This is a genomic window from Enterococcus sp. DIV1375a (assembly GCF_051712205.1).
Classification (GTDB): Bacteria; Bacillota; Bacilli; order Lactobacillales; family Enterococcaceae; genus Enterococcus; species Enterococcus faecalis.
In genome coordinates, this window is the sequence record NZ_JBIOOM010000001.1 from 1,941,289 (window position 1) to 1,965,675 (window position 24,387).

A 24,387-nucleotide genomic window follows, 5' to 3' on the forward strand; every position below is an offset into this window, starting at 1 on the left:
AAAGTCACTTGTAAAACTTCCTATTTTCCAAGGAAACAGCTACCCTCATTCATGCACTTATTCATCTTTTAAGCGTGGAACAAAAGTTACTTTAAACTTTTGCCCCACGCTCATTTAATTATTTTCGTTTCTTCTTGATGACTATACCACTAATAATCACAATAAGTAACACAACAAGTCCTAGCACACGATATAAACCATTAGTTTGTTCTCCCGTTTTGGGATAACGTCCTTGCTTGTCAGGTTTCACAATGTGTGTGACATACTGACTACTTTTTATCGTGGTTTGATTCGTTGAAGAACTAGTCTGGTTGTTCTCATTTTTATCTGGTAGTGGTGTAGGATTACGATCAATCACATGAACAGTTGCTACTGTCGTTAATTGACGAGGTGTTTCGTTTGAAAACATTGAGAAAAGTCGTGACTGCACAGCTGGTTTGGTTTCATTAACTGGCTCAGTGGTATAGGAAATCTGGTACTCTCCTGTTTTCTTTGTATCAACTTCCCCTTTTACTTGAACCTTATCAAAGGATATAGCATGACCGTCACGATCTGTTGCTGAAACGAAATTATCTTCAGGTTTCCATTTATCGCCGACATAAATCGTTGAATCTTTGACCTCTAACTTAGATTGGTCGGGTTTGACGGTCACATGGGCTGTTTCTTCTTTACCTTCGTAACTGTATACGATTGGATAAACGCCTGCTTTGGTGTTATCAACTTGACCTGAAACAGTGATTTTTTCGAAGGGAACGTCTTGACCAGTTTTATCTGTCGCTGAAACAAAGTTCTCTTCTGGTTTCCATGAATCGCCGACATAAATCGTTGTATCTTTGACTTGTAAGCGACTGTCATCACGAACATGAACGATTGCTTTCGCTTCTTTTGTGCCATTTTTATAGACAATTTCATAATCGCCTATTTTATCGACATTCACTGTTCCCTGAACGTCAATTTTTTCAAACGGGACATCTTGACCTGTTTTGTCTGTTGCTGAAACGAAATTATCTTCAGGTTTCCATTTATCGCCGACATAAATCGTTGTATCTTTGACCTCTAACTTAGACTGGTCGGCTTTGACGGTCACATTAGCTGTTTCTTCTTTACCTTCGTAACTGTATACGATTGGATAAACGCCTGCTTTGCTAGTATCAACTTGACCTGAAACAGTGATTTTTTCGAAGGGAACATCTTGACCTGTTTTATCTGTTGCTGAAACAAAGTTCTCTTCTGGTTTCCATGAATCGCCGACATAAATCGTTGTATCTTTGACTTGTAAGCGACTGTGATCAATTGTTTTAGTTAATGGAATTTTTAGTTGATTGTCTCCTTTGACCAGCTTAATGGCTTTTCCTGTCAAATACTCTTCATCCACGGAATATTCCTGCGGTACATTCGTTACTCGCAAAGTATAATCACCTGTCATGATGGCATCAAAGGAGTATTGACCTTTTTCATCTGTTGTAAATTCGGTTGCTGTATGCGTGACATTATCAATTAGTTCAAAAGAAACCTTCGCAATTGCTTGGTTTTCATCCTCTATGTTATGCGTATAGAATGTGGCAGTTGCTAAATAAACAATGCCTTCCGCATCGCCTTCTGAGAATTTCAATGTGATTGGTGCAGTGGTGACTTTTTTCTTGCTAGCAGACATCTGGTTCAATGTTTCAGAGTCGATTGTTGTTTCTGTATAGATTTGGCCAGCGTTTGCAGAGACAGTATTGTATTCAATCGTAATGTTTTCTGTCAATGTATAGTCTTTAAAAATAATTTTCGCACCGTTTGTAGTCTTCTCTAATGAATAAGCATCTTCTGGCACGCCTTTCACGGTAATAGAATTCAAATCGATTTGAGCATTGGTTGTGCCTTTTGGTGTTAATTCAATCGTTGGATTTTTCACACGATGTGTTTTATTATCAATATTTTTTGTTGTTACTGTCGTTTTTGTTACATTTTTTAATGTTGGATTCGCCGCTTGTGTTGCACTCAAAATGTCTAACGCTTCATTTTGAACAGAAACCGAAGCAGACCCTTCATTATTATTCGATTGTGGTTCTTTAGCTGTCCCTGTTATATAAAGAGTTGGCACGTCGATCCAGCCATTGGCATTTTTATACTCAATAATGTAACGTTTGTTGGTTTTTCCAAAATCAAACGTGTAACTATTGGTATTTTCGTCAAAAGTAATCGTTGGGTATCCAGGACTGTCTGGTGACATTGGTTTATCAAAATAATAGCCACGATCCCAGTATTGTGGATAAATTGAATCTACCTGATCGTTTGAAACATCATAAATGTCAAAAAGAACATCGGCGCCAGCTGGAATTTTTGTACGGACGCTTAGTGAGTCAAAAGAATCATTTCGTGCATTGACAAGGAATTGATTTTTACTACTTTGAAGTGTTCGTTCAGAACCACGCTTGCTATTAGTAGTTACTGTCGTATCAACTGGAGTTAAACCTTCAGCACTCATTGTTATCGGTATCGTATCGACTGGGATACTTTTATCTTTTGGCAAACTATCGGGCACATAATTAAAACCAATTGGAATTTGGATTTCGTTGGTTATTGGCGTAGTGAACTTAATAACTGAACCATCTGACGTTGGCGTTACTGTATAATCCGTTCCTAACTTGTAATAAAAATAAATTTCTTTTGTAGCTCGTAATGAAAGATAATTAGGATGCTTTACTTTAATTTCTAAATTTTGAATCGGTGTCTCTTTGCTTCCCATAACTGAGACAGTTGTTCTTGATGAATAGGCACCATTTTGATCATAATTACCCCAAGCAGTTTCAGCATTCAAAGGATTAACAACACTAATTGGTTCAATATATTGATCGGATACTAATTGAATGGCTTTATTGGGACCAATTACAGGTGTACTTAATGATAGATTAATGTCCTTCTTGTCAAAATCCATTGTTAAATCAGAAATATTTATTCTTAAATAGCTATCTTTTGTGGCCGTTAAGGTAAGCTTGCCACCTTCAGTTTTAATATCAAAATAGTCTTCCAATTTTACATTTTCATATAAAGGACCATACGCCGTAAATTTAGGATTCTTAATTTCTTGACCATTTGTACTCTCTAATACGATTTGTTGACCCACTTTTGTTTCTGTTAATGTGCCATAAATTGTTACATAATATTTCCCTTTGCTTTGAAAACTGATATAGGACATACTACGCATTTCACGATCAGCAATTACTTTACTTGTTTGACTCGTCTTAGCAGTAAAATCGGTTGTTTGTTTAGTTCCTGTCGTACTTTTCAAAGAAATTGACCCAATTTTTGTTGTTGGATACTGCTGCGAATATAAGTAGTTATAGTCCGAAGCACTCTCTAAATAAATTGTCCGATTAATCGATAAGGAATAGGCTTTTTGTTGATTCATGTTTGGAACAGTTACAGCAATCCGCCCGAGTGAATTATCGCTTAATGTATAATCTTTGCCAGGTGTTAACAAGGTTTGCGTTTCTGGTAAAATTTGACCACTAATATCGACATCGTAACTGAAAACTTGAGGTTCCAAGTTATCTTGTTTTCCAAAGACAGCGCCTGGCGTCTCTGTTGTTAATAATTCTAATGTTTGATTGCCAGTTAATGTCCGGTCTAAATTATAAAAAATTTCGCCATCTAACCCCGTCGTTCTGGTTCGTTCGTTATATTGAATTGGTTCCACTTGTTCATATAAATCAAACGAGTAGGTTTTTTTATTTTTTCCTGGAGTTTCAATTTTGACTAATGGTTCCGCCTGTGTTGTTAGATAACTTTTTAGTTCTACTTTAAAGGAAGTATCTGAAACTCGTTGATTAAACGTAATACTTAATGTTTTGGTCGCCGCATCGACTGCCCAAGTTGCGCCAATGCCTGTCACTTCTCCGCTGACAGTTGAATAACCTAAATGTTCTGGTAATTGAACTGTATAAACTGATCCAGGTGCATAACCTGTGTTTCCAACAGCAAATTGGAACGTAGCGGTTACCGGTGTTGTATTTAATTCGCGGTGAACCTCTGTTTGGCTGTATTCTGTTCCACCAATCGGCGCAAGACTCATACTGTCAAGTAGTTCATCTGTAATTGGCGCTTGAACATCTGGTAGGGCTTTTTCATTAAGTGAGGTGTCCTTGTCCTCCGTTGTTTGTTGTTCAGATGGTGTAGCAGCATCACTGGAAGCTGTTGTGCTCGCCTCTGTGGTTTGCGATTCAGTTGTTGCAGTTGGTTGATTCATTTCTGAAGTAGTCGTTGTTGCTAAAGGTAAAGATGGTGTTGAGTTCGATAACTCTGCCTCTTTTTTTGCTGTATCAGTGGTCTCTGTTTGTGCTTCTGTCGTTGTTACAGCATAGGCATTTGCGGCAAACCCGAAATTTTGTGCGAGAAGTATACTCAACATCACAAAAGAAAAAGTTTTTTTCTTCATACTAATCCCCTTTCAATAAAATTCATATAACCTAATAATAGCTTGTTAAAAATGAAACAATTGATTAATTTTTTTTGAATCTTCGAAAAAAAAAACATCTTTTCATAAAAAAACACTTGGAAAATCAGCTACAATCACTGTTTTTCCAAGTATTTTTTTATTAATATTTGTAAATTATCGTTTCTTTTGACGAAAAACGACCACGAAATAAACTGCAATAAACAATAACACTAAGAGCGAGTTACTATTTTTAATGAAAGTTAAAAATTGACTTGTTTGCATTGAAATGCCTTTGCCGCCAGTCAATTCTAATAAAAATTGTGTCGTACCACCTTTGCCTACTACAGTGACTAACATAAGCGCCATCAAAATAAATTGATGGAATAAACTCCCTTTTGTTTGTGTTGTATATTTGATAAGGATGCGGCTATCTTTAGGCAAATCTGTCTCTTGATAATATCGCCTAGCTAAAAAGCTGTTCAATGTGCTTTTGAAAAAACTCAAGAGAAACAGGCCTAAAATAGTCCACGAGGTAAAAAGTAATATTCCCAAACTTCCCGCCAGACCAACCATTGGTATGTTGTTTGACCATTGTTTCGTTTTACTAGCTGCAATCATTGCAAAAATCATCCCTAAAACATAAGGTAAATAGAGATAGATGCCCATATGAGCTCTGCCGTAAACCCCTGCAACATAAATGGAACCAAATAAAAATAAATAGTTCCCCACAATCCCGTTAATCAAGGTCGCAAGATTCATTTCTAATGATACTTTATATGCGCCGCGTTTGCCATAATGACTAACGAAAAGGACAGCCACCACAAAGAAACAGCAGGCGCCAACAATCGCATAATCAAATTCCACCGCATTCGTTAATAAGCGACCACTTCTTAATAAAAGTAATAACACAAAAAAGATAACAAACAGAATTAATTCTTTTCGTGAAACTTCTGCTGATTCTTCTTCTAGCTCGTTTAATGAAACAGGATAGCTCTTGATTGCTACTAAAGCAACCAGAAAATAGAGCGCGTACACCAATAACGCCAGTCCAATCTCAGTCGCTTTAAAAAATAAAGCGCCAAATAAAACAGCGGTCAATAAGACTGTCGTTAAAAGATTGCTGTGACTAATTTTTTGACCTTCTTCTTTCAAGAAAAAGCGAATTGATTGATTACTTGGTGGCAACAACGCCCCACTAAGTCCTAACAACATTCCTGAAATACTATAAAGCGGGAAAGAAAAAGCGCCGGCGATCCCAATTAAGGAACCTGCCAAGCCTAGCAATAGAGAAATCTTTAGTAGACCTAGACTAGTCAAAGACAAATTAATTCCTCGAACCAGAAAAATGCCTGTCATACGCAATGTATAAAATAAGACAAATGGTAAAATTGTTAGAAGGTTGTGTCCATCACTCAATTGAATGTAAAGTAAATAAGGCACAACAATAATCGTATTACTTAGTAAACTTAATGCTGTATTACCAAGACTTTCAATTTTTTTATTCATTTTGACCTCTTCTTTTATCTTTCATTTTCTATTATTTTTAGGGTAGCATTGTTTACTTTTTTTGTCCATAAAATAACAGATGCAGCAATTTCCTAATGTTTATTTTCCACTGTTACGTATAATAGTTAATGACGACAGCTTGGACTTTCTCTGTTCCGTCATTTATATACGTGTGTACTTGATTAGCATCAAAATACATAGCGGCGTCTTTTGGAAGAAGGTATCTCTGACCGCCCACTTCAAGAGCTAATGCTCCTTGAATAACCATGACATATTCTGTCGAACGTTTTGAATGCCCAACAGCTTGATACTTTTTCCCTGGATCTAATTCAAACTGAAAGAGTTCAAAGTTTCTTTCCTGGTTGTCCGAGTAGTAATTAAAGACTCGATAGGAGTGATCTTCAGAATGTTGTGTTACCGTCTCAGTTTTTTTAACCACGGGATTTTCTTTAACATAGTCATCTTCTAATAAATACGTATATGGAACATTGAGTCCATTACTTATTTTCCAAATTGTATTTATGGTAGGATTGGTGGTTCCTTTTTCAATCTGCGAAAGCATCCCTTTACTCACTCCGGTTATCCCAGCTAGTTCATCTAACGTAAGTTTTTTTTCTTGTCTAATTTTTTTTAAATTATTGCCAATAATTGTATTAATCTCCAAAATAGTTGCTCCTTCTGTTTCTTTTTATCATCCAAAAGTTTAATATATTGAACAAAAGTATTCTTTATTGTATTATACAATATATATCTTAGTTGTTCAAAAGGAGTGGTTAATAATGAAAACGCTCATTCGCTCGTTGTGTCTCATTATCGAAGGTCTAGATTTTCATACACACGTGTTTAAATTTTATACAGAAAGAAGGAAAAAAAGAGAATGAACCACCAATTAGATGCACGCACTGGCATTCGTGAAGCCTTGCCAACGGTTTTTGGCTATATTGGTATTGGCATTGCTTTTGGTATCGTAGGACAAGCAGCAGGTTTTTCCCCTCTTATTGTTAGTGCGATGTCGTTTTTTATTTTTGCAGGATCTGCTCAGTTTGTAACAGTTAGTATGTTGACTGGCGGCAGCCCTATCTTATCTATTGTGTTAGCGACTTTCTTAGTAAATGCACGTATGATTCTTATGGGAATGACCATTGCGCCTTACTTTAAAGCCGAATCTCTCGGTAAAAATCTCTGGTTGGGAACCTTACTGACGGATGAAAGTTTTGCACTAGGAATGAATAAATTAAACCACACCAAAGGACGTTTAAGTTTTGAGTGGTTTAATGCTGCCAATTTGATTTCCTATGCGACTTGGTTTTTTTCGACGATTATCGGTGCCTATCTAGGGCGCTTTATTGCAAACCCTCAAGCATTAGGTCTTGAGTTTGCGGTCGTGGCTATGTTCATTGGTTTACTTTATCTGCAGATAATTAGTGATCGTTCCATGAAAATCGCTTTACAACTCATCATGGTCCTGATTACTTTTGGGTTGATGTCTATTGGACTAATTTTTATTCCCAGTAATTTAATTGTCTTAGTTGTCACGTTAATCGGGTGTGGAATAGGAGTGATGATAAAACATGCCTTCTTCTGAGTATCTCTTTTTAACAATTTTAGGCTGTACCGTTGCAACCTGGCTTTCAAGAATACTGCCATTTTTACTTTTAAAAAAAATCTGTCTGCCACAGAAATTATTAGAATATCTAAGTTTTGTTCCCATTGTGATTATGTCCGCCTTATGGTTTAGTAGCTTATTTGAACAAAGAATAGGACATTTACCAAGCCTCAATCTTCCTTATTTATTCGCTTCATTTCCTACCATTTTAGCCGCAATACTTACTAAAAACTTATTGCTTATTGTACTGGTAGGCATTGCTTCATTTGCACTAATCCAATATTTTATCTAAAAAAACAGACAGGCACTACCAGATGGTAGTGCCTGTCTGTTTTTTTAGATGCCAGCTGCAGGGATCGAACCTGTGACCTACGCGTTACGAGTGCGTTGCTCTACCAACTGAGCTAAGCTGGCCTGAAACAAATCTATTATAGGACTTTCTACTTTATTTGTAAAGTCTGTTTGTTATTTAGTATGTGTCTCTAATTTTCCCAGAAGCTCTTTTCTCCCGTCTAAATTAAAGATAGATTAAAAACACGCTGTGCGCATGCTTTTATCTTTTGTTATTTTATTTACGTTTTATTTATTCCTTGACTGTTTTCTTCCCTTTTACTTTAACATATTTCGCTCGTTTTTCAAGTAAGAAGTCAAAAATTTTTTCTAAACGTTTTATTTTATGACGAAGGGGAATTAACGTTCCCCCTTGTAAATAGCGCAAAAACAAAGTAAAATTAGTTTGTCTAAATTAAAGAACGATTAAGTAGACTGATTGCAGTGCGCGACTAGTTTACGTGGCTCTTTGCACTTTCTGCAAAGAGTTTTTTTAGTTTTCGTTGCCTTTGTACCAATCCAAGCGTTCTTTGGTTCGTTTGGAGGGGTTGTGATAGTTGATGGCATAGGTTTTTACATCGTCTACTTTTTGCCGTTCGTCCTCGAAAAAGTGATTTGGGCAATTTCCTAGCTCTGCCACCAAGCGATCATCCAACGCAAAGGCTTCTTTCCACTTCTCTAAAAAGATTTCTTTTAGTGTACCATTGCGTTTCGTGGTCAATAACCAAGCCATTGCCTCTAAACCTCTTCCCCAGTATTTACTATTTTTCTTCATACGGAAAGTCAAAATTCGGTGCAGACTTTCCATAATACCAATTCCTTGTTTTTCACCAGATAACTTGCGTAAGTGATACGGCTTGATAATTTTCCAATTTCGTCGCAAATACGCTCGTAACTTTTTGACATGATTTTCTTGTTCTTTGGTTTCTGCATGTGATTCTAACGTATCTAAAGCACATTGTAGGTCTTTTGTAGAATACTTATTGATCGCCTTCTGAAAGACAGAAATTAATTCTGGCACAAAAACACGCTGTTCTAGCTTCAATGTGATATGGTAACGATCTAAAAAGTGTTCGTGGTGTTTTACTATCGGCAAAAGACTTTTAAACGTCTTTTGGCTATACCCTTTCCCACCGTCTGAATTGGTCACAATCACGGTGTTTTTTAAGTCATAGGTACGATACAAATAGTTTTCTACATGATCCAACGTTTTCTTATGCCCTAAACCGACAAATTGTTTGAGATTTTTAGTCATTTTCCGTTGCCCGTTGGTTTCTATTCCTTCGTGAACGATAAAATGGGCCAATTCCTTGTTTTTTCCATCTTTGCCACCCACAAATACACCATCCCCTTCGATATAGAGATAGTCCACTGTACGCTTTCCTTCTGTGCCATATTCTTCTAAATACGCTTCATGTTCTTTGTATTTCATCTCGTATTCATGAACGACTTTCATGACAGTATCTTTTGAGGCTTGAACATTACCAACCACCTCAATCAATTCCGACGCCTTCCGGTAGGAAGTCACCATACTTAATTCTGCCAAGGCATATTTTGTTCGTAAGGAATAACGATCGTATCGCTCTAAACCAAGACATTCATCAATTGGGTAAATGATGTGTCCATTTCTTTCGACAGATTTTCTTGTATACGTAAGCACGCCAAATAAGAACTGCACACTACGTTCGACAGCTTTTCCAACGGTATATCCTTTTGCTTGGTAGCTTTGAATCAATTGTGGCTCCTGCCAATTGATCCATGATTGGAAAACACGATTCATTAGATTCGCAGAATAATTCATTAATTGTTTCTCTTTCTCTAAACCGTCGTTGTCGGTGCATAAAATTTCGTGCAAGTCTGTCAAAAAAGCGGCAAACATGTTTTTCTTCTTGTCCTTTCTGTCTTTGTTGATTATGTATTTACCAGGTACAAAAACCTGGTATGATTAGTGCATTGGTTTAATAATCTCAAGCAATAGCTGTGAGAGTTCTTCTGACGTATATTTCTCAAACAAGCTTTTTAGTAAGTCTTCTAGTTGTTTACGTTCTGTTTGAGATAACTCAGACTGTGCCAATGCGTCGTTAATATGTGCTAAAAAAGTTTCATTTGTCACAACTCGTTTTTCCTTTCTGCTTCGATCTTTTGATACTTTGTCAGTTGTTCGATACACAAACGCAAAAACGCCTCTTCTGATATGATCTTCACTCGTTTTTCGAGAGCTTGTTTTCTTTTCAATGATTCTCCAGAATGAAACAGCGTTACTGGCTGTTTTCCAGCAACTAAGTAAGTCGTTTCTTTCGTGACTGAATGCTGGACGCGACCACCTAAAGCAATCACTAGGTGTTGTGCTTGTTTGCGCGTAAAACAGTCCAAAGTTCCGGTAAACACAAAGACCTCATTCATTTTTCCTACCTCTTACAATTGACGAATTAACGCCGTAAAAAATGCGGAAGCGTTTGGACGTCCTTGCGGAGTAACATAGCCAGCTTGTTTGGCTAATTCATTTAATTTTTCTCGATCAGAAGGATACAACGAAAAAATGAAATCTTCTTTTCGTTCTTTCTTTTGATTCGCCATCTTCTTTATCGCATTGGAAGGTTGCACAATGTTTTTTGCCGTCTCTTGTTTTTTTGTAGCGGCTTTTTGTTGGATAGCTTCAAAGTGATTCATGAGATCATTTCCTTTCTGTCTTTCATTATTTTACTCAATACATCCAAATTTTAACAAGAAAACCATCAGGTCTTTTACATAGGTCTTTTACATAGGTCTTTTACATAGGTCTTTTACATAGGTCTTTTACATAGGTCTTTTACATAGGTCTTTTACATAGGTCTTTTACATAGGTCTTTTAGGAGGCATTGCTTCGCTCGCCTCCTAAAGACTATCGACACATTGCTTGATTCTCTCTAATAATTCATACGTTTGCTTCTTAAACTCCTGGTATTGTTTTTGCTGATATTTTTCTTGCTCAAACAACTCTAACAACGAAATACGTTGTAAGCTAGCTTCGTTGAATGCCGTACGATCTTGGAAATAGCCTAAAAACGTATCATTCCCTACAATTATTTCCTTAAATTGTCGAGAAACATCGGTATTATGCGCAATTTGATTTCCTACATAACGTACCTGCGCATGAACATAGCTTTTTCCCGTGAATACATCTGTCAATTCGCTTGCTAGGTACTCAATATGATCATTTAAATTTAGAAGGGCTTCAAAACCGTCTGCGCTTGGATCAGATACGCCTAAGACAAGATTTGACGCTGCTAACATGTTATTTGTAATGATATTACTATCGTTTCGTGTATCAATTACCACATAATCATAGTTCTTGAACGTGTCAAACTGACGTAAATAGCTACTAAAAATCAACGTATTATTGATTCGTTGAATCAACTCTGCATTTACTAGCTCTAATTCAGCTGTACCTGCGACTAAATCCAACTGTTCTCTTACTGCCATTGGGACCACTTCTTGACGTCTAAATAATCGTGTTAATTCTGCTTGTTCTTTTATTTCTTCCGCAAACCGCTTTGTCGCATTGCCACTTTCATCTGAATCAATCAAACATGTTTTTCCAAACTTTGAAAGATATACTGCTAACATACAAGATACGCTCGTTTTTCCTGTGCCACCTTTTTTATTGTTCACTGTGATAAATTTTGTCATTTTTTTCTTCCTCCTTGAACACCAAATGTTTTCATTACCTGATACTCTGCTCGAATCATTCGTTCTAATGTATGGGCAGGATAGTATCGTTCTGAACTAAAACGACGGTCATTTTCTGTAATTTCATGCCACATCTCTTTTACTTCCCGAGAAACCATACAATCAATTCTTGCTTTCTCCTCCACATGTGGAGCTATTGGGTTCACATGTGGAGCTTTTTATTTTCAGTCCTTAATTTTCTCTACAGATTAAGGACTGTCTTTTTTGTCTAAAAATCACTTATGAAAAAGCTTCTCCTCGTTTCATCCGCGTGTATTTATAACCAAAACAAGCATAAGCTGCATGCTTGCTTTTAAAGCCATAACCTCGGCAGTCATCGACAATTTCACCTGTTTCTGTATCTACCATGACATAGCGTTCCTCTTTTCGTTTGGATAAACTCGGCGATAATTTTGCTCGATACTTCTTTTCCATTTGTTTTTCCTCCTTGATTATTTCATTTTCATTCCCGCGTAAAATCCGACACAATCTGCTTCAAATCGTCTTTTCAATACGTTTAAGCAATAGTCTTGTCTTTTTTTCGACTGACGAATATTTAATTCTTGATAACCATATATACCAGGACAATTCTTTTTGAACATTTGGCTTGCTAAATATCTTTCACGCTGCAAAATAAACCGATAATCTTCTTCTGTATATTCACTGACTTTTAACAAGCCGCTGCTTTGTACATATTTTAAGTAGTATTCCAGGAAGTCTTCCTCTGAGATCACTCGTTCGTTTTCCTGAAACAACTCTGACCGATTGATTCCCCATTCCTCGAAGTGTTCCATCAATACATGATAGTCTGGTTTGCGTTTGTGCTTGGCTACATAACACTCATATTCTTGTACCGCAAACAAATACTCATTATGCAAAAGATTCAAGGAGCGCCGACTCGTCAAATCACATTCAGGATATAGACGAGTCACACCTGTTTTAATGATTTCGATATAACGATCAACGTACTCCTGTAATTCCATCCATTCACCTCTAAAAACTTTTTTTAAGAAAGACGTTCAAAATTTCTTGTGCCTCGTATTAATCGATACTTACTTTTACAGCTGGGACATTCCCAAATATATGTCGGATAGAAATGGCCTTGGTTTCTTCTCATTTGATGTTCTGCCAATTCTTCGCAATCACACTTTATATAGCTTGGCGGCCAATGATAACGTTGATTGAATTGATTAATTGGGATCAAAAATCTTCCCTCAAAACACTCGCGATTGGAAAATTGATACACGTTCTTCACTCCTTGTTAGTTGCTCTTGATGAACCAGTTAAATAATCGATTGTATAGCCCTCTTGTGTGTTGTGGATATACACGTTAAAAGAAATCTGATTGTCTTCTATACTTTGTGCTTCCAGTTGTACACCTCTTGCGACAAGTTCGTCTCCTTTGAAATGAGGCGTCACTCGGTAGCGTACATGATTTCCTGTTTTTCGTAGATATTCAGCGGACTTGATTTTCATATTCCACCATGCCAGGCGTATTAAATGATCGTGTACCTGTCATCAGATTTTTTGGATTGTTGTTTTCTCCAGTCAATTGAAACCCGATCAAGTGACAGCGATTATAGAGATAGTAGCCATTTTTCATTTTCTTTTGTTTCCATCCAGTAGGATCGATATACAAGCGTTCACGTTTCTCATTTGGCATCATGCTCTTATGTAACATGGCGTTCGCTTCTCCTACACGGTTTAACCGATCCAATTTGTAAAATCGTTGCCAAGCACCTAGTTCTAACGATAATTCTTTTTCGGAAAAGCTTGGTTGGTTGTGATTAACTATTTCTACTTGCTTTTGTCCAGCGTTAACTGTAGCTTCTTGTTCTTGAGCTGGCTTATCGGCAAAAAACTGTGTTACATCATGAAAGGTTTTGCTTAAGTCTGCGCTTAGGTCTGTTGGTGATTGATTCCATTCAGAACCAACCACGACCAAGCCAATCAAGGCGAAAATGCCCCATAAACCTTTTTTTAGTTTCTTCATTGGTTGTCTACCTCATTTCTTCATAGCGATTAAAAATATTAACTTTTTCAATCGGCAGGTTTCCAGTTTGTTTTTCGATCAGTTGGGGCAAGATTGTTTTTAACCATTCTTGATCCGGTACATAATCTAGGAAATTGCCAATCGTCGTAAGCACCGTGTCATCTGTTGCAAAGAGGGAAAAACCATTTTTGGACGCTTAGGCGGCCAACCCTCTCGTCGTCCCACGACGAACCGAATCAGAATAAATGGGACATTTATTCTCTTCCTTTTTTGAGAGTGAGCTTTAGCGAACGAACTTCAATCCTTCGTTTGGCTTTTTGTGTTTTACACAAAAATGGGACAGTGTCCATGTGCCGACTTTGCAGAGGAACGGCGCAAACAAAGGTAAATTCGACTGACGGAGGAACGGAGTCACCAAGAATTTAATGGACAATGAACCAACAAACGAAAAAGAGGTATGTTCTGAGCCAAGGGCAACTGCACCGCCGGCGAAATACCTCTTTTGTTCCTTCTATCTATTTCAAACAAAAAAGGCAAACAAATGCTTGCCTTCTTCTAAAAAATATCATTTAATCGACCTTTTTCTATCTGAAAATGGATTGTTTCAAAAGTATAAATACCATTCTTTTCTTCATATACACAGACATCTTGTATATCCTTTTTTAATTCTCTTTTCTCTTTCTTCCACCATCTCTTATCATTTGAAACATAAAAACAATAATATAATTTGCTATTCCTATATTTTCTGCCGAAAAAGATATGTGGTACAGCAATCACATAATAGATTTTATTGTGATAATATTTCTCAAAATAGGAAACGAACGCTTGAAAGTTACCAGTTATTTGAATTTTTTTATCTTCAAAGAAGAAATTTTTTACCATTCCTTCTTTATAAAATTCTTGAATCATCTGATTAGATAGTGCATGTATCCTAATAAAGTGGACACATTTTTTGGTATACTATTAAATAAATAGACAGAAATTTTGAAAGGAATTTTTAATATGGTAAATAACAGAAAATCACCACGTAAATTTGACGAAGAGTTTAAAAAATCCATTGTAAAACTTCACGAAAGTGGTAAAACTCAAAATGCTTTAGCTAAGGAGTACGGCATTGCTCTTTCTTCAATTGCTCGTTGGGTCAAACAATATTCCAAAGTAAAAATTGACGATGACACGATCCTTACGGCCCGTCAAATCAAACAGCTACAAAAACGAAATGCGCAACTCGAGGAGGAAAATTTAATCCTAAAAAAAGCGATTGCCATATTCACGCCTCGCTTGACGAACGATTAAAAGCCATACACATTCTTCGATATGAACACAGTATTGTTACACTCTGTCGTGTACTCAAAGTCAATCGTTCCACTTATTACAAACGCTTTTCTGGAAAAGTAGCCCCAAGAACAAAAGAAAATCAACACCTAAGAAAAGTGATTTTAGAAATTTATACTTCTTCTCAAAAACGTCTTGGCGCTGCAAAAATCCGCCAGATTCTTTTGCGTGATTATGGCATTTCGATTAGTATTGGTCGTGTTTATCGCTTGATGAAAGCAATGGACCTCCCAAAAATGTCTACAGTAAAGCCTGTTTTCAAAAAAAGGAAAAACAAGGTTTCTTTGACACGGCCAAATCATCTAAACCAAGCGTTCAATCCACCTGCACCAAATCAAGTTTGGACAAGTGATTTTTCTTATATCCCCATCGGTAAGAAAACATTTGCGTATTTGTGTGTCGTTTTAGATTTGTTTTCTAGAAAAGTAATTGCTTGGACCGTAGGATCAACGATTGATACAAAACTAGCCATTCAAACATTAGAAAAAGCACTTCATTCTCGAAAATTAATGAATCCTGTTCTTTTTCATACAGATCAAGGGTCTCAATATACCTCTTTTGAATTTAGAAAGTTTATAGAGCATCATCCGATTGTCCATTCTCTTTCAAAACCAGGTTATCCGTGGGATAACGCCGTTACCGAAGCTTTTTTTAAATATATGAAAAAAGAAGAATTAAATCGCCGTTCATTCCATTCAATCGAAGAAGTACGTTTGGCTTGTTTCGCTTACATTGAAGGATTCTATAACACCAAACGTCCTCACGGAACATTAGATATGCTTACACCAAATGAAAAGGAGGCTCTTTACTTTGAATGTCTTTAAGTATCTTCTCTTTTTGTGTCTACTTTATTGACATCTATCCATAGATTCAAAATTTTCATACGTTCCATACTTTCTAAAATCATTGTTTCGTGAGTCATTTTTTAATTTACCTCCTAATTCATTAACCTAACCGTTGTAAGCCCCCATTAATCTTGTTGAAAGCAATTGTTCCTAGTTCTGAAAGTTCAGGATAATTGGCATTATAAACATAAGTAATCTGATAATTTTCTGACATATCTAAAATATCTGCTTCCCATTCTTCGCTATACTTGCTCACATAAAATAAGCTGTACATGGTCATAATATTCTTTTGATTATTCAAGTCAACATATGGAGTAGCTAATACATAGTAAACCAGTCCACCTGTTCGTTTTTCAAACTGATGAATCACTTCTTGTATTTCAGAATTTACTGGCATACTCTTTCCAAAAAAGTAATGCGGACAAATACGAACCTCATTCTTCTTTTGAAATTGAAGAATTACTTTTCTTGATAAATCAAGGCACTCCATACGTTTGATTGCCTCTTTTTTCAATTCTTCCTTACTGATTTCAATTTTTTTCATCATTTAAATTGCACTCCTTTATTTTTTGGTTTTACGCTACGCCTAACGTGAGCCAAAAGGCTGAATTTTTTGCGTTTTGTTGCGGAGCTTTTACCATTTCCTCAAAAAAAGGACAAGGGGCGCGTAGCGACTTGTCTTGCTCTTGTCCTTTTTTGAAGCTTCTTACGAGAAACAGGTTGAACAGCGCTTGCGCTGAAGCTTCGACCTGCTTTCGCAGTTAGAAAGCGTAGGAAATGGTAAAAATGGAGCGCAAAACCAAAAAATTGAGAATGGAATAATCCTGAAGGGTTTATTTCCTTTTTTAGCGTGAGAGTAGCGAACGCATATATTTGATCTACTCGTTTGCCTTTTGTGTTTTACACAAAAATGGGGCAGTGTCCATGTACCGACTTTGCAGAGGAACGGCGCAAACAAAGGTAAATTCGACTGACGGAGGAACGGAGTCACCAAGAATTTAATGGACAATGGCCCAACAAACGAAAAAGAGGTATGTTCTGAGCCAAGGGCGACTGCACCGCTGGCGAAATACCTCTTTTGTTCCATCTATCTATTTCAAACAAAAAAAGGCAAACAAATGCTTGCCTTTTTCTAAAAAATATCATTTAATCTTGTATATTATTTTTAATTCTCTTTCTTCCACCATCTTTTATCATTTGAAACATAAAAACAATAATATATCCTATACTTTCTACAAAAAAAGATTTGTAGCACAGCAATCACATAATAGTTTTTATTGTGATAATATTTCTCAAAATAGGAAACAAAAGCTTGAAAACTACTAGTTATTTGAATTTTTTTATCTTCAAAAAAGAAATTTTTTAACATTCCTTCTTTATAAAATTCTTGAATCATCTGATCAGATAGATTTAAAATTTTCATATCCCTCAAAAAAAAGGAAAAAGTGCGCGTAACGACTTGCCTTGTCCTTTTTTAAAGCTTCGATCTTCTTTCGCAGTTAGAAAGCGTAGAGAATGGTAAAAATGGAGAATCAAACAATCCTGAAAAGGATCGTCCAGACTGTAGACAAAAAGGGGGGACTCAGTTGACAACTCTTTTTTGTCTAAACATTAATATATTACAAAAATAAAATATTGGGTTTTGCTATTTTTCTTCTACCCTAATAGAGTTCACTCCCCAATATGCAGCAACATTTCTATTTCTCTCATTACTTTTATCTGGAGTAATATCATTACTATTGTGAATTGGATAAATAGTTTTTGGCTTGTAATTTAATGGTGGAACAACTATATCCATTTCACCATTCTTAATTTGCCTTTTAATAGATTCATTTTGATTCTTGTAACTTACATAGTTTTTATATATGTCAGCAGTTCCATTGAAAAAAAGTAATAAAAAACTAACCATTAAATAACTGAATATCATAGAAAAAACAACTTTATTAATTTTATCAAAATTTGTTAATAATTCAAAAAGGCTAATTACTATAGATATGAAAAGAAAAATAACTCCTCCGAAATAAGATCTAGACCAAGATAACGCAGTTGGAGAAATTGCAAGCACTCCTATTGTCAATATACCTCCCACGAAAAATAACGAACTTAAAATATTGCTAAGTGTAAAACTACTATTTAAGTATGATAAAACAAGCAAAGCTAATCCTATCGTTAGAGGGAACATAGCATTATCCTGTAACGCATGACTGATTGCAGGGATTGCATCAAGAATCTTCCAAAAGATTGAAAGATTACTTCTATCAAAATAAGTAGCTCTGATGTCGTTGCCAGGTGCCATTACCATAAAAAGAAAACCCACAATATTTCCAACAATACCTGCGATCATCCATTTTTCAATTTTTTTCTTCTTATAAAAATAGGAAAGAACAGTATATGCTATAACAATGAACAACGTTCCTCCAGAAGTATTTTCGTTACACCAACCGGCTACTATACCTAAAAAAAGCATGCCTATTGTTTTAAAAAGACTATTATTTTGTTCTTCAGATTCTGCTATATATCGATGATAAATCAGAATAAAAGATAACATAATCACCATTGCAGTGAGATAATTCACAGAACCAGCCATCCACAAGTAAACATTATTGAAAGCTGGAGTAAAAATCCACATTAAGGAAAATATTATAAACCCTTTTAGATAAACATTTTTAGTAGACCGATCTTTTATTATGGAAGAAAACATAATAATTTGATAAACCAATATAGAAAACATGCAAGAATTATATACATTAAAATATATTTTTGGAAGTTTAGTAAAAAATCGAAAAATAACGTGGACTACTGATCTACCAGTCCATGTCATATATTGTTGATATTCGTCAGATAAAATTGTTTTTATACTTGAGGTTTTTACAAAATAAGAATAATCGTCGTATACCAAAGGGGACATACTATTTAAAATAAGCATAAACACAAAAATACAAAATAAAACAATAAATAAATGTCTGTTGCTCTTAATTTTTTTAATCATTCCAGACAATTACCTCCTCTTTATTTCAAAATATAACTTAGTATAACATAAATTTATTATTTGGCAGTGGCAAATTAAGACATACAGAATCTATATTTCAACAAATAATTTGTACTATTTCTCAAATTAAGTAGCACTTATCCATCAAATAATTTTCTATATCTGAATGTTCAGTTTAGTCCATTTCTCTCTCCTATTGTAATTTTACATGAATCTTCTCTACGATACTCTTGATTGTCTCTACTTTATCCATGCTTCATCACTCACTCCTTTCTTAATTAATCGTAAAATAGGTAGTAAGCGATTAGATCAACTAACCGCTTACCAAGAAAAATCTTCTATTTTAGGTTGAGACACCACCAAAACTGTGTTCTCTTTATTCTTAACATGAAAAGAGATTTTCTTTACTTTTGTCGCTTTCTCTTCCTTTATGGTCAAAATGTAATTCACTTCTGTTCTTTTCTTCTCTTCGTTGATTTCATATAAAAACATGCTATTGAGTTCCCCTGACGGGCGTTCCCACTTTTCCACTGACGTCCCTACAAATTTCTTCAACCCTTCTTTGTATGGGGCTTCTTTTGCTCGGCTAAAATAGTTTGCCAAGAAAAAACGACTCGTCGTGTCAATTTTTGGTTGTTTTTCTACTAATGTGACTTCTTTCTCTGCTTTTGTTTGCCAAGCTTCCAGCTTATTTGCTAGCGTTGATTGTCTCCAAAAAAGAAACCCATTCAATAAGAATAAAAGGACCACAAGTCCAGCTAAAATCAATACATACTTGTTTTTCCACTCTGCTGTTGAAACTCTTGGTGCTGACATTTGCTTCGATAGTGTTTTTGTCGACTTTTTAGTGTTCTTTCGTGTATTTTGTCCTGATAACTCATGGTGTTCTTCTTCAGAAATAGGTTCAGATTCTATTAAATCCTTTGTGTGATAAACTTCTTGATCCTCTTGAAACGATTGCTCAGGTTCTTCTTTCTGAGCGTCCACTACTCCTTTAGACGAAGTAGGTAGACTCGATTGTTTCCCTCTATTTTCCGCAAGATAACGCAAAATTTCAGGCTGTGAAACTCGTGCGAGTAAAATTTCTAATACGTCGGTTCCGTCTCTATTCGTACTGAGGGCAATTGAACCTTTTTTTGTTTCTTCCTCGTAAATACTAATTCTTGCTTTAACTGGTATTCCTTTTGTTGTTTGTTCTTCTAAATACTTAGAGAACTGTTTCAATTCATCAATGGATATCTTTTCACGAGAGATTTTTTCCTGGTCTCGTTTTGGTTCTAGTAAGAGTAACGTAAAATAAAACATGTTCTTCTCCTTTCCTATTTTCTAAAGAAATTCATTGCCATATGCATCATGCCCATACCGCCACCTTGACGGACTTTTGTTGAATACCACATGTTTTGTAAGGCACTTGGGGTTTTAATCAGTAATAACGCACAGCCAATCATCACCATGAAATTGCCTACAGTAATCTTTTCGCCCAATAACAGATATAAAAGTACGCCATACAAAATCAGCTTGACTAACATCGTTAACGTTTGTGATAACAACTCTTTGATCCAAATCGAAAAATAGTTTTGTTCGTCAGTCAGTAAGGACAATGCGACAAATGGCGTTAACATCGTCAATACTAAAAAATCTGCGTAGAATACGCAGATTGAGACAAAGTATTTCGCAATCGAATAGGCAAAAAAGACAAACAATATAAAAAGGATCACCACTGGCAACTGTCCTCCAGAAAAAAATCCTGAAATGATCGTATTTGTCAGCTTTGATCCTAATGTATCGATATCGATTGTTTTAATCACATCTTGAATGACGTATTCTCCTAACGGCGTGACAATATTTGTTATAAAGTATTTCAACGCCCAAGGAAGAATCGTTAAAGCAATCGCGGAATAAATGATTCGTTCCACTACTTTTGCGGCGAGGGCTTCTCCACTTCCATTAGACGCTTGTATCTGTGCTTCAATGACTTTGTATAACACAATACAAATCGCAAAAGTGGTCGTTGTCACGGTAAAAACGTTTGTAATCGTAGAAATGACCGAGATATTGGGAATATCGAATGTCACTTTATTGGCAAGATTCAGCGCCCCTTCCAATAAATCTGAACCCCAACTGCCCAATAACGTGTCAATGGGGTGAAGAACCGCATCGACGCTTTCCTTCACCCCATTGACGATATCACTTATTTTATCTCCAACCGTATTTGTTATATTTGATACTGTGTCTGATAAATTCATTGTTTACCGCCTCCCATTGTTCCTGTCAATTGCCAAAAACCTAGTTTCTCATTATATTGCATTACCGCAAATACTCCAGCTAAATTTTCAATATGCTTTTTATCATTTGCTGTTAAAATAGTAATTACTTCATGAGAAATATCATTGTCCCAATCAATTGAATTTAGCACATTTCCAAATTTCTCTTTATTTTGTTCTTTCTCTATAAATTTTTCCCAGTCCGTCCATTCATAAGGAAAATCGTTGCGTAACACAATTTTTGTATTCTTTTCATCTTTTTCCGTATCGAACAACCAAGTAATCAACCAATTATCAAAATCTCCTTCAAATGTCCACGTCAATCCTTTTTCTGAATCAATGATTAATGGGTTCGCATTTAATGCCTGACTTAAAGAACTATAGTAGCTATCTGCTAACAATGTCCCAAACTTGTCTTTCATGTTCTTCACTAATTTTTCTTGCAAATCATACGGACTTGTACCACTAGGATCGGTTAATAGTTCTTCGTTGATCTCTAAAATTGGCGTATCATTTTTAAACGAAGTATACCAGTTTGTAAATGCTGCAGTTGCTTCATCTGCTCGTTCTTTGGCACTGAGTTTTAATAAATGGTCTGCCCCCATATCAACGGTTGATTCAGTTGTTTTTGCTTGTTGGTTGGTTTCTTCTTTCGTAGAAGAAACAACGGTTGGGGTAGCTTGTGGTTGATTTTTATTATGAAAATAAAGCACTCCTGCACCAAGAGCTAAAACCAATATAGCTAAAACACCAATCACGACATGTAATACTTGTCGGCTATGTTCCAGTTTTTTCACCGCTTCTGTTGGTTGAATGCCTTTCTCTTCTAATTCTTTTTCTACACGACGATCAAAAATTTTCACCGCTTATTCGCCTTCTTTCCTCAATTCTTTTTCTAATTCGTCAGTTGTTGTTTTGATTGGTTGACTTTGTTGAATAAGCGCTTCTCGCGCTTCCATATATTGTTGATCCAATTGTTTTTGATATTCTTTCGCTCCTGGTGTTTGAATGGGGCGATAGTCTTGTTGCGCCACACGATATGTGGACAATAAATCGCCATATACTTCAAACTGAGGAACTTTGAACATCAAGAATGGTTTTCCTTGAATCACGACAATACTACGACGTCCACCGTCTAAATTTTGCAGATTGATAATTTCGCCTTCAGTCATTAAATCTCTTCCTGCAAAATTGAAATTTTCCGACCGTGTACTGCTTCGATGTTGGGCAGAAGCAGTAGGAAGATTCCGACTGGTTCCTTGGGTATGAATTTTAACGGTCGTTTTCCCTAATAGTTCTGAAAAATAACGTGCTGTTTCCTTTTCAACCCCTCCTAGACAAATCCGTATCGCATGGTTACCGATAATCGCTTCGGCAGTTTCTTTCCCATATAATTTTACCAATTGAGGAAACGATTGTAAAATCGTACTGACAGAAATACCATACCCTCGACAAGTGGCTAAAAAATTCTCATACGTCGGGAAATATCCTAAATTCACAAACTCATCTAATAACATGACCAAAGGATTGGGTAGTTTCGCATTATGGAGATCGCCAAAGCGAAACAGCTCATTGAACATTTGTTGAAAGAATAGGTTGACCAAACCGTCCCAGGTACGATCTAATGGGGAAATCAAAACATATAACGCAATCTTTTCTTTCCCTAATTCCTCAAACAAGAAGTCATTTCTGCTTGTCATTCTCGCAACATCTGCGTCTAAATAATCCGTCAATGTGGTCAATAGACTAATCAGAATATTTGAACGAATTTCACTTTCTGCTTTTTGAAAGCCAAGTCGATAGCTCCGTTGGGCTGGGTGTCCTTCTGGCAGTTGTTCAAACTGCTGATCCAATTCCGAAACACCTTCTTGATTATAGCGTGGATCATAAGGCTTCTAAGAAATCCAAAATACTTTCTATCGTACGTGCGGAAGGCTCAAATTCATAATAGACATACTGGATCAACGAATTTAGTAAGCTTTGTTGCACATTGAACCAAAAATCTTTCTTCTTTGGATCATTTTTTGCTGAAACAATGACATTCGCAATCATATTAGTATCCGTTGGCTTACGAATATACGCCAATGGATTATAACAAGAACTGATAGCCAAATCTTTGAAATTCATCACAATCACTTTATAGCCTTGTTTCCGTTTGATCTCGCTCGTTAATTCATAAACTTCCCCTTTAGGATCTGTCGTGACAATCGAACTTTTTCGATTATTCACGACATTCGTTAAAATGTAACTTTGTGTTTTGAAACTACCAGGACCACCAACGACAAAGACATTTCGGTTACTGATTTTGCTTTTCTCGTGCTGAATGACATATTTTCCACTCGGCATTTTTCCCAAGAGTAACCCATCAGAATAATTCGTAAAAAAGGGAATTTTTTCAGTGAGTGCTAACATTTTCTTCACCTAATTTCATTGATTTTTCTAAATCTCTTTTGAGACGTTTGCTACTCTTTCGGAAATGAACATTTTTAGGAGACCTTAATTCTTTATCCATTCCCCAACACGCACTCCCATGAACAGGCATGGTTCGACCGACAACTTGATAACCTGCTTCTTTCTTAGGGTTCAAATAGAAAACAAGCAGAAGGAGCCCAATAATCTCCATAATGACAAAAACGTACCAATACTTATTATCTGGAATTTCTTTGATTTTCTGGATTGGTTGCTGCAACGTCTGTTGGATATGGGCAAGTAAATCAATTGACTTGTCCTCGAGAATATAGGGTGTCAATTGATATCCTATAAGCGAAATCGGTGTAAAGAAGAAAAGATACAATACGATAAAGAGAAGCCATTTGATCCCTGAACGCTCTTTTTTCTCATCCATTGGTTTCACTTCCTTTACTTAAAATGATTTGTCTTTGAACGATTTTTTGCGTGTGAACATCGAACGAAAGAATCTCTGTTTGTGTAAATGCTGTTTCTTCTCCATTGATTTTTTGAAGAATAGGCACAGAAACAAGGTAGCTCAATTGATCTTCTGCTGATTTTAAAAATGGAACAATTTCAATCCCTTTGGATTGAATCATTGACGAACGAATAATGTTTTGTTGCGGTGTTCCTTGCTGTGCTACATCGATTTCTTTTTTTAGTTCTGCGTATACAGCTGAATCAGTCCATTGATTTAATTTCTCCAAATCAACTGTTTTTGCATTGTCTTGATACGTGTAGAGCGTTCGATAGAAAGAAACAATCGTTGATTCAAAGTGTCCTTTTTGTGTCGTAGCTGTTGTTGCTTTCTTTTCTTGATCCGCTAATTTATGTTTTAACAGGTTATTCTCATACAGAAAATAACCTGTCGAACAAAAAAATCCCACACTAACAATCAGTGTGAGAACAAATAAACATACTTTGGTTTTATCATACATTT

The 24,387-nt window shown here is 36.0% G+C and carries 24 protein-coding genes, 1 tRNA gene and 1 pseudogene; 3 read left to right on the forward strand and 23 right to left on the reverse strand.

Annotated features, from left to right (window positions below; all coding sequences use genetic code 11):
• Positions 1 to 118 precede the first annotated feature (118 nt).
• The 3 genes from IGJ63_RS09420 to IGJ63_RS09430 all read right to left on the reverse strand — a co-directional run bounded on the left by IGJ63_RS09420 (position 119) and on the right by IGJ63_RS09430 (position 6,593).
• Positions 119 to 4,423 carry a bacterial Ig-like domain-containing protein gene (locus IGJ63_RS09420; protein ID WP_438746350.1) on the reverse strand — a complete coding sequence of 1,435 codons (4,305 nt, stop codon included), beginning with the start codon at positions 4,421 to 4,423 and terminating at the stop codon, positions 119 to 121.
• Positions 4,424 to 4,597: 174 nt separating this feature from the next.
• A complete protein-coding gene (locus IGJ63_RS09425; RefSeq protein WP_173968652.1) occupies positions 4,598 to 5,929 on the reverse strand; it encodes a hypothetical protein in 1,332 nt (443 codons plus the stop codon).
• Positions 5,930 to 6,041: 112 nt separating this feature from the next.
• Positions 6,042 to 6,593: a helix-turn-helix domain-containing protein gene (locus tag IGJ63_RS09430; protein WP_002362234.1), complete on the reverse strand. Its 552-nt coding sequence runs from the start codon at positions 6,591 to 6,593 to the stop codon at positions 6,042 to 6,044.
• 213 nt (positions 6,594 to 6,806) lie between these two features.
• Here IGJ63_RS09430 and IGJ63_RS09435 point away from each other — a divergent pair, with 213 nt between their 5' ends.
• Both IGJ63_RS09435 and IGJ63_RS09440 read left to right on the forward strand, forming a co-directional pair.
• Complete coding sequence (locus tag IGJ63_RS09435; RefSeq protein WP_002379698.1) at positions 6,807 to 7,514, forward strand: AzlC family ABC transporter permease; 708 nt, start codon at positions 6,807 to 6,809, stop codon at positions 7,512 to 7,514.
• The gene (locus IGJ63_RS09440; RefSeq protein ID WP_023894471.1) at positions 7,501 to 7,827 is read left to right on the forward strand and encodes an AzlD domain-containing protein; all 327 of its coding nucleotides are present in this window, start codon (positions 7,501 to 7,503) and stop codon (positions 7,825 to 7,827) included. Before IGJ63_RS09435 ends, IGJ63_RS09440 begins: the two co-directional genes overlap by 14 nt.
• A gap of 49 nt (positions 7,828 to 7,876) precedes the next feature.
• Here IGJ63_RS09440 and IGJ63_RS09445 read toward each other — a convergent pair.
• The 11 genes and pseudogenes from IGJ63_RS09445 to IGJ63_RS09495 form a co-directional block, all read right to left on the reverse strand.
• A tRNA-Thr gene (locus IGJ63_RS09445) sits at positions 7,877 to 7,949 on the reverse strand.
• A gap of 409 nt (positions 7,950 to 8,358) precedes the next feature.
• Complete coding sequence (locus IGJ63_RS09450) at positions 8,359 to 9,744, reverse strand: ISLre2 family transposase (RefSeq protein ID WP_263307290.1); 1,386 nt, start codon at positions 9,742 to 9,744, stop codon at positions 8,359 to 8,361.
• Positions 9,745 to 9,810: 66 nt separating this feature from the next.
• A complete protein-coding gene (locus IGJ63_RS09455; protein WP_263307289.1) occupies positions 9,811 to 9,978 on the reverse strand; it encodes a hypothetical protein in 168 nt (55 codons plus the stop codon).
• Positions 9,975 to 10,268, reverse strand: a complete 294-nt coding sequence (locus IGJ63_RS09460) for a BRCT domain-containing protein (RefSeq protein WP_263307288.1) — start codon at positions 10,266 to 10,268, stop codon at positions 9,975 to 9,977. Before IGJ63_RS09460 ends, IGJ63_RS09455 begins: the two co-directional genes overlap by 4 nt.
• Positions 10,269 to 10,280: 12 nt before the next feature.
• Positions 10,281 to 10,535, reverse strand: coding sequence for a hypothetical protein (locus tag IGJ63_RS09465; RefSeq protein ID WP_263307287.1), 255 nt, complete (start codon positions 10,533 to 10,535; stop codon positions 10,281 to 10,283).
• Positions 10,536 to 10,739: 204 nt separating this feature from the next.
• Positions 10,740 to 11,534 carry a ParA family protein gene (locus IGJ63_RS09470; protein WP_086324583.1) on the reverse strand — a complete coding sequence of 265 codons (795 nt, stop codon included), beginning with the start codon at positions 11,532 to 11,534 and terminating at the stop codon, positions 10,740 to 10,742.
• On the reverse strand, positions 11,531 to 11,668 hold the full coding sequence (locus tag IGJ63_RS09475) for a hypothetical protein (protein ID WP_438746354.1): 138 nt from the start codon (positions 11,666 to 11,668) through the stop codon (positions 11,531 to 11,533). Before IGJ63_RS09475 ends, IGJ63_RS09470 begins: the two co-directional genes overlap by 4 nt.
• Before the next feature lie 145 nt (positions 11,669 to 11,813).
• Positions 11,814 to 12,008 carry a hypothetical protein gene (locus IGJ63_RS09480; RefSeq protein ID WP_086324582.1) on the reverse strand — a complete coding sequence of 65 codons (195 nt, stop codon included), beginning with the start codon at positions 12,006 to 12,008 and terminating at the stop codon, positions 11,814 to 11,816.
• 17 nt (positions 12,009 to 12,025) lie between these two features.
• The gene (locus tag IGJ63_RS09485) at positions 12,026 to 12,556 is read right to left on the reverse strand and encodes a hypothetical protein (protein WP_438746356.1); all 531 of its coding nucleotides are present in this window, start codon (positions 12,554 to 12,556) and stop codon (positions 12,026 to 12,028) included.
• 268 nt (positions 12,557 to 12,824) lie between these two features.
• Positions 12,825 to 13,566: pseudogene (locus IGJ63_RS09490) on the reverse strand (DNA/RNA non-specific endonuclease).
• A 555-nt stretch (positions 13,567 to 14,121) separates the two neighbouring features.
• Entirely contained in the window at positions 14,122 to 14,475 is a 354-nt protein-coding gene (locus tag IGJ63_RS09495; RefSeq protein ID WP_438746358.1) for a hypothetical protein, read from the reverse strand.
• Between the two features lie 93 nt (positions 14,476 to 14,568).
• Between IGJ63_RS09495 and IGJ63_RS09500 the strand changes: the two genes are divergently transcribed.
• Positions 14,569 to 15,725 (forward strand): IS3 family transposase gene (locus IGJ63_RS09500; protein WP_438746022.1). Its coding sequence is split into 2 segments (ribosomal slippage): positions 14,569 to 14,827 and positions 14,827 to 15,725, totalling 1,158 coding nucleotides; the frame shifts between segments, so codons are not numbered across the junction.
• Positions 15,726 to 15,846: 121 nt separating this feature from the next.
• On the opposite strand, the gene IGJ63_RS09505 is transcribed toward IGJ63_RS09500, so the two are convergent.
• The 9 genes from IGJ63_RS09505 to IGJ63_RS09545 form a co-directional block, all read right to left on the reverse strand.
• Positions 15,847 to 16,293, reverse strand: a complete 447-nt coding sequence (locus IGJ63_RS09505) for a hypothetical protein (RefSeq protein ID WP_438746360.1) — start codon at positions 16,291 to 16,293, stop codon at positions 15,847 to 15,849.
• Positions 16,294 to 17,391: 1,098 nt separating this feature from the next.
• Positions 17,392 to 18,735 carry a DUF3329 domain-containing protein gene (locus IGJ63_RS09510; protein ID WP_438746363.1) on the reverse strand — a complete coding sequence of 448 codons (1,344 nt, stop codon included), beginning with the start codon at positions 18,733 to 18,735 and terminating at the stop codon, positions 17,392 to 17,394.
• A 321-nt stretch (positions 18,736 to 19,056) separates the two neighbouring features.
• Positions 19,057 to 20,040 carry a hypothetical protein gene (locus tag IGJ63_RS09515; protein WP_438746365.1) on the reverse strand — a complete coding sequence of 328 codons (984 nt, stop codon included), beginning with the start codon at positions 20,038 to 20,040 and terminating at the stop codon, positions 19,057 to 19,059.
• A gap of 14 nt (positions 20,041 to 20,054) precedes the next feature.
• Entirely contained in the window at positions 20,055 to 20,981 is a 927-nt protein-coding gene (locus tag IGJ63_RS09520) for a conjugal transfer protein TrbL family protein (protein WP_438746367.1), read from the reverse strand.
• Positions 20,978 to 21,862, reverse strand: a complete 885-nt coding sequence (locus IGJ63_RS09525; RefSeq protein ID WP_263307091.1) for a hypothetical protein — start codon at positions 21,860 to 21,862, stop codon at positions 20,978 to 20,980. The genes IGJ63_RS09520 and IGJ63_RS09525 overlap by 4 nt, the downstream gene beginning before the upstream one ends.
• Before the next feature lie 3 nt (positions 21,863 to 21,865).
• Positions 21,866 to 22,852, reverse strand: a complete 987-nt coding sequence (locus IGJ63_RS09530; protein ID WP_438746370.1) for a type IV secretory system conjugative DNA transfer family protein — start codon at positions 22,850 to 22,852, stop codon at positions 21,866 to 21,868.
• Between the two features lie 31 nt (positions 22,853 to 22,883).
• Positions 22,884 to 23,411, reverse strand: coding sequence for a type IV secretory system conjugative DNA transfer family protein (locus IGJ63_RS09535; RefSeq protein ID WP_438746372.1), 528 nt, complete (start codon positions 23,409 to 23,411; stop codon positions 22,884 to 22,886).
• On the reverse strand, positions 23,395 to 23,844 hold the full coding sequence (locus IGJ63_RS09540) for a hypothetical protein (protein WP_057086487.1): 450 nt from the start codon (positions 23,842 to 23,844) through the stop codon (positions 23,395 to 23,397). Before IGJ63_RS09540 ends, IGJ63_RS09535 begins: the two co-directional genes overlap by 17 nt.
• Positions 23,837 to 24,385, reverse strand: coding sequence for a hypothetical protein (locus tag IGJ63_RS09545; RefSeq protein ID WP_438746374.1), 549 nt, complete (start codon positions 24,383 to 24,385; stop codon positions 23,837 to 23,839). Before IGJ63_RS09545 ends, IGJ63_RS09540 begins: the two co-directional genes overlap by 8 nt.
• Between the last annotated feature and the right edge of the window lie 2 nt (positions 24,386 to 24,387).

What these genes read in the sequence shown, in the direction of transcription:
- IGJ63_RS09515 (WP_438746365.1), bottom strand. Translation starts at nt 20,040, where the DNA reads ATGTTTTATTTTACGTTACTCTTACTAGAACCAAAACGAGACCAGGAA.
- IGJ63_RS09480 (WP_086324582.1), bottom strand. Translation starts at nt 12,008, where the DNA reads ATGGAAAAGAAGTATCGAGCAAAATTATCGCCGAGTTTATCCAAACGA.
- IGJ63_RS09495 (WP_438746358.1), bottom strand. Translation starts at nt 14,475, where the DNA reads ATGATTCAAGAATTTTATAAAGAAGGAATGGTAAAAAATTTCTTCTTT.
- IGJ63_RS09540 (WP_057086487.1), bottom strand. Translation starts at nt 23,844, where the DNA reads ATGGATGAGAAAAAAGAGCGTTCAGGGATCAAATGGCTTCTCTTTATC.
- IGJ63_RS09470 (WP_086324583.1), bottom strand. Translation starts at nt 11,534, where the DNA reads ATGACAAAATTTATCACAGTGAACAATAAAAAAGGTGGCACAGGAAAA.
- IGJ63_RS09435 (WP_002379698.1), top strand. Translation starts at nt 6,807, where the DNA reads ATGAACCACCAATTAGATGCACGCACTGGCATTCGTGAAGCCTTGCCA.
- IGJ63_RS09475 (WP_438746354.1), bottom strand. Translation starts at nt 11,668, where the DNA reads ATGTGGCATGAAATTACAGAAAATGACCGTCGTTTTAGTTCAGAACGA.
- IGJ63_RS09505 (WP_438746360.1), bottom strand. Translation starts at nt 16,293, where the DNA reads ATGATGAAAAAAATTGAAATCAGTAAGGAAGAATTGAAAAAAGAGGCA.
- IGJ63_RS09520 (WP_438746367.1), bottom strand. Translation starts at nt 20,981, where the DNA reads ATGAATTTATCAGACACAGTATCAAATATAACAAATACGGTTGGAGAT.
- IGJ63_RS09510 (WP_438746363.1), bottom strand. Translation starts at nt 18,735, where the DNA reads ATGATTAAAAAAATTAAGAGCAACAGACATTTATTTATTGTTTTATTT.
- IGJ63_RS09460 (WP_263307288.1), bottom strand. Translation starts at nt 10,268, where the DNA reads ATGAATGAGGTCTTTGTGTTTACCGGAACTTTGGACTGTTTTACGCGC.
- IGJ63_RS09420 (WP_438746350.1), bottom strand. Translation starts at nt 4,423, where the DNA reads ATGAAGAAAAAAACTTTTTCTTTTGTGATGTTGAGTATACTTCTCGCA.
- IGJ63_RS09535 (WP_438746372.1), bottom strand. Translation starts at nt 23,411, where the DNA reads ATGTTAGCACTCACTGAAAAAATTCCCTTTTTTACGAATTATTCTGAT.
- IGJ63_RS09545 (WP_438746374.1), bottom strand. Translation starts at nt 24,385, where the DNA reads ATGTATGATAAAACCAAAGTATGTTTATTTGTTCTCACACTGATTGTT.
- IGJ63_RS09440 (WP_023894471.1), top strand. Translation starts at nt 7,501, where the DNA reads ATGCCTTCTTCTGAGTATCTCTTTTTAACAATTTTAGGCTGTACCGTT.
- IGJ63_RS09425 (WP_173968652.1), bottom strand. Translation starts at nt 5,929, where the DNA reads ATGAATAAAAAAATTGAAAGTCTTGGTAATACAGCATTAAGTTTACTA.
- IGJ63_RS09465 (WP_263307287.1), bottom strand. Translation starts at nt 10,535, where the DNA reads ATGAATCACTTTGAAGCTATCCAACAAAAAGCCGCTACAAAAAAACAA.
- IGJ63_RS09450 (WP_263307290.1), bottom strand. Translation starts at nt 9,744, where the DNA reads ATGTTTGCCGCTTTTTTGACAGACTTGCACGAAATTTTATGCACCGAC.
- IGJ63_RS09485 (WP_438746356.1), bottom strand. Translation starts at nt 12,556, where the DNA reads ATGGAATTACAGGAGTACGTTGATCGTTATATCGAAATCATTAAAACA.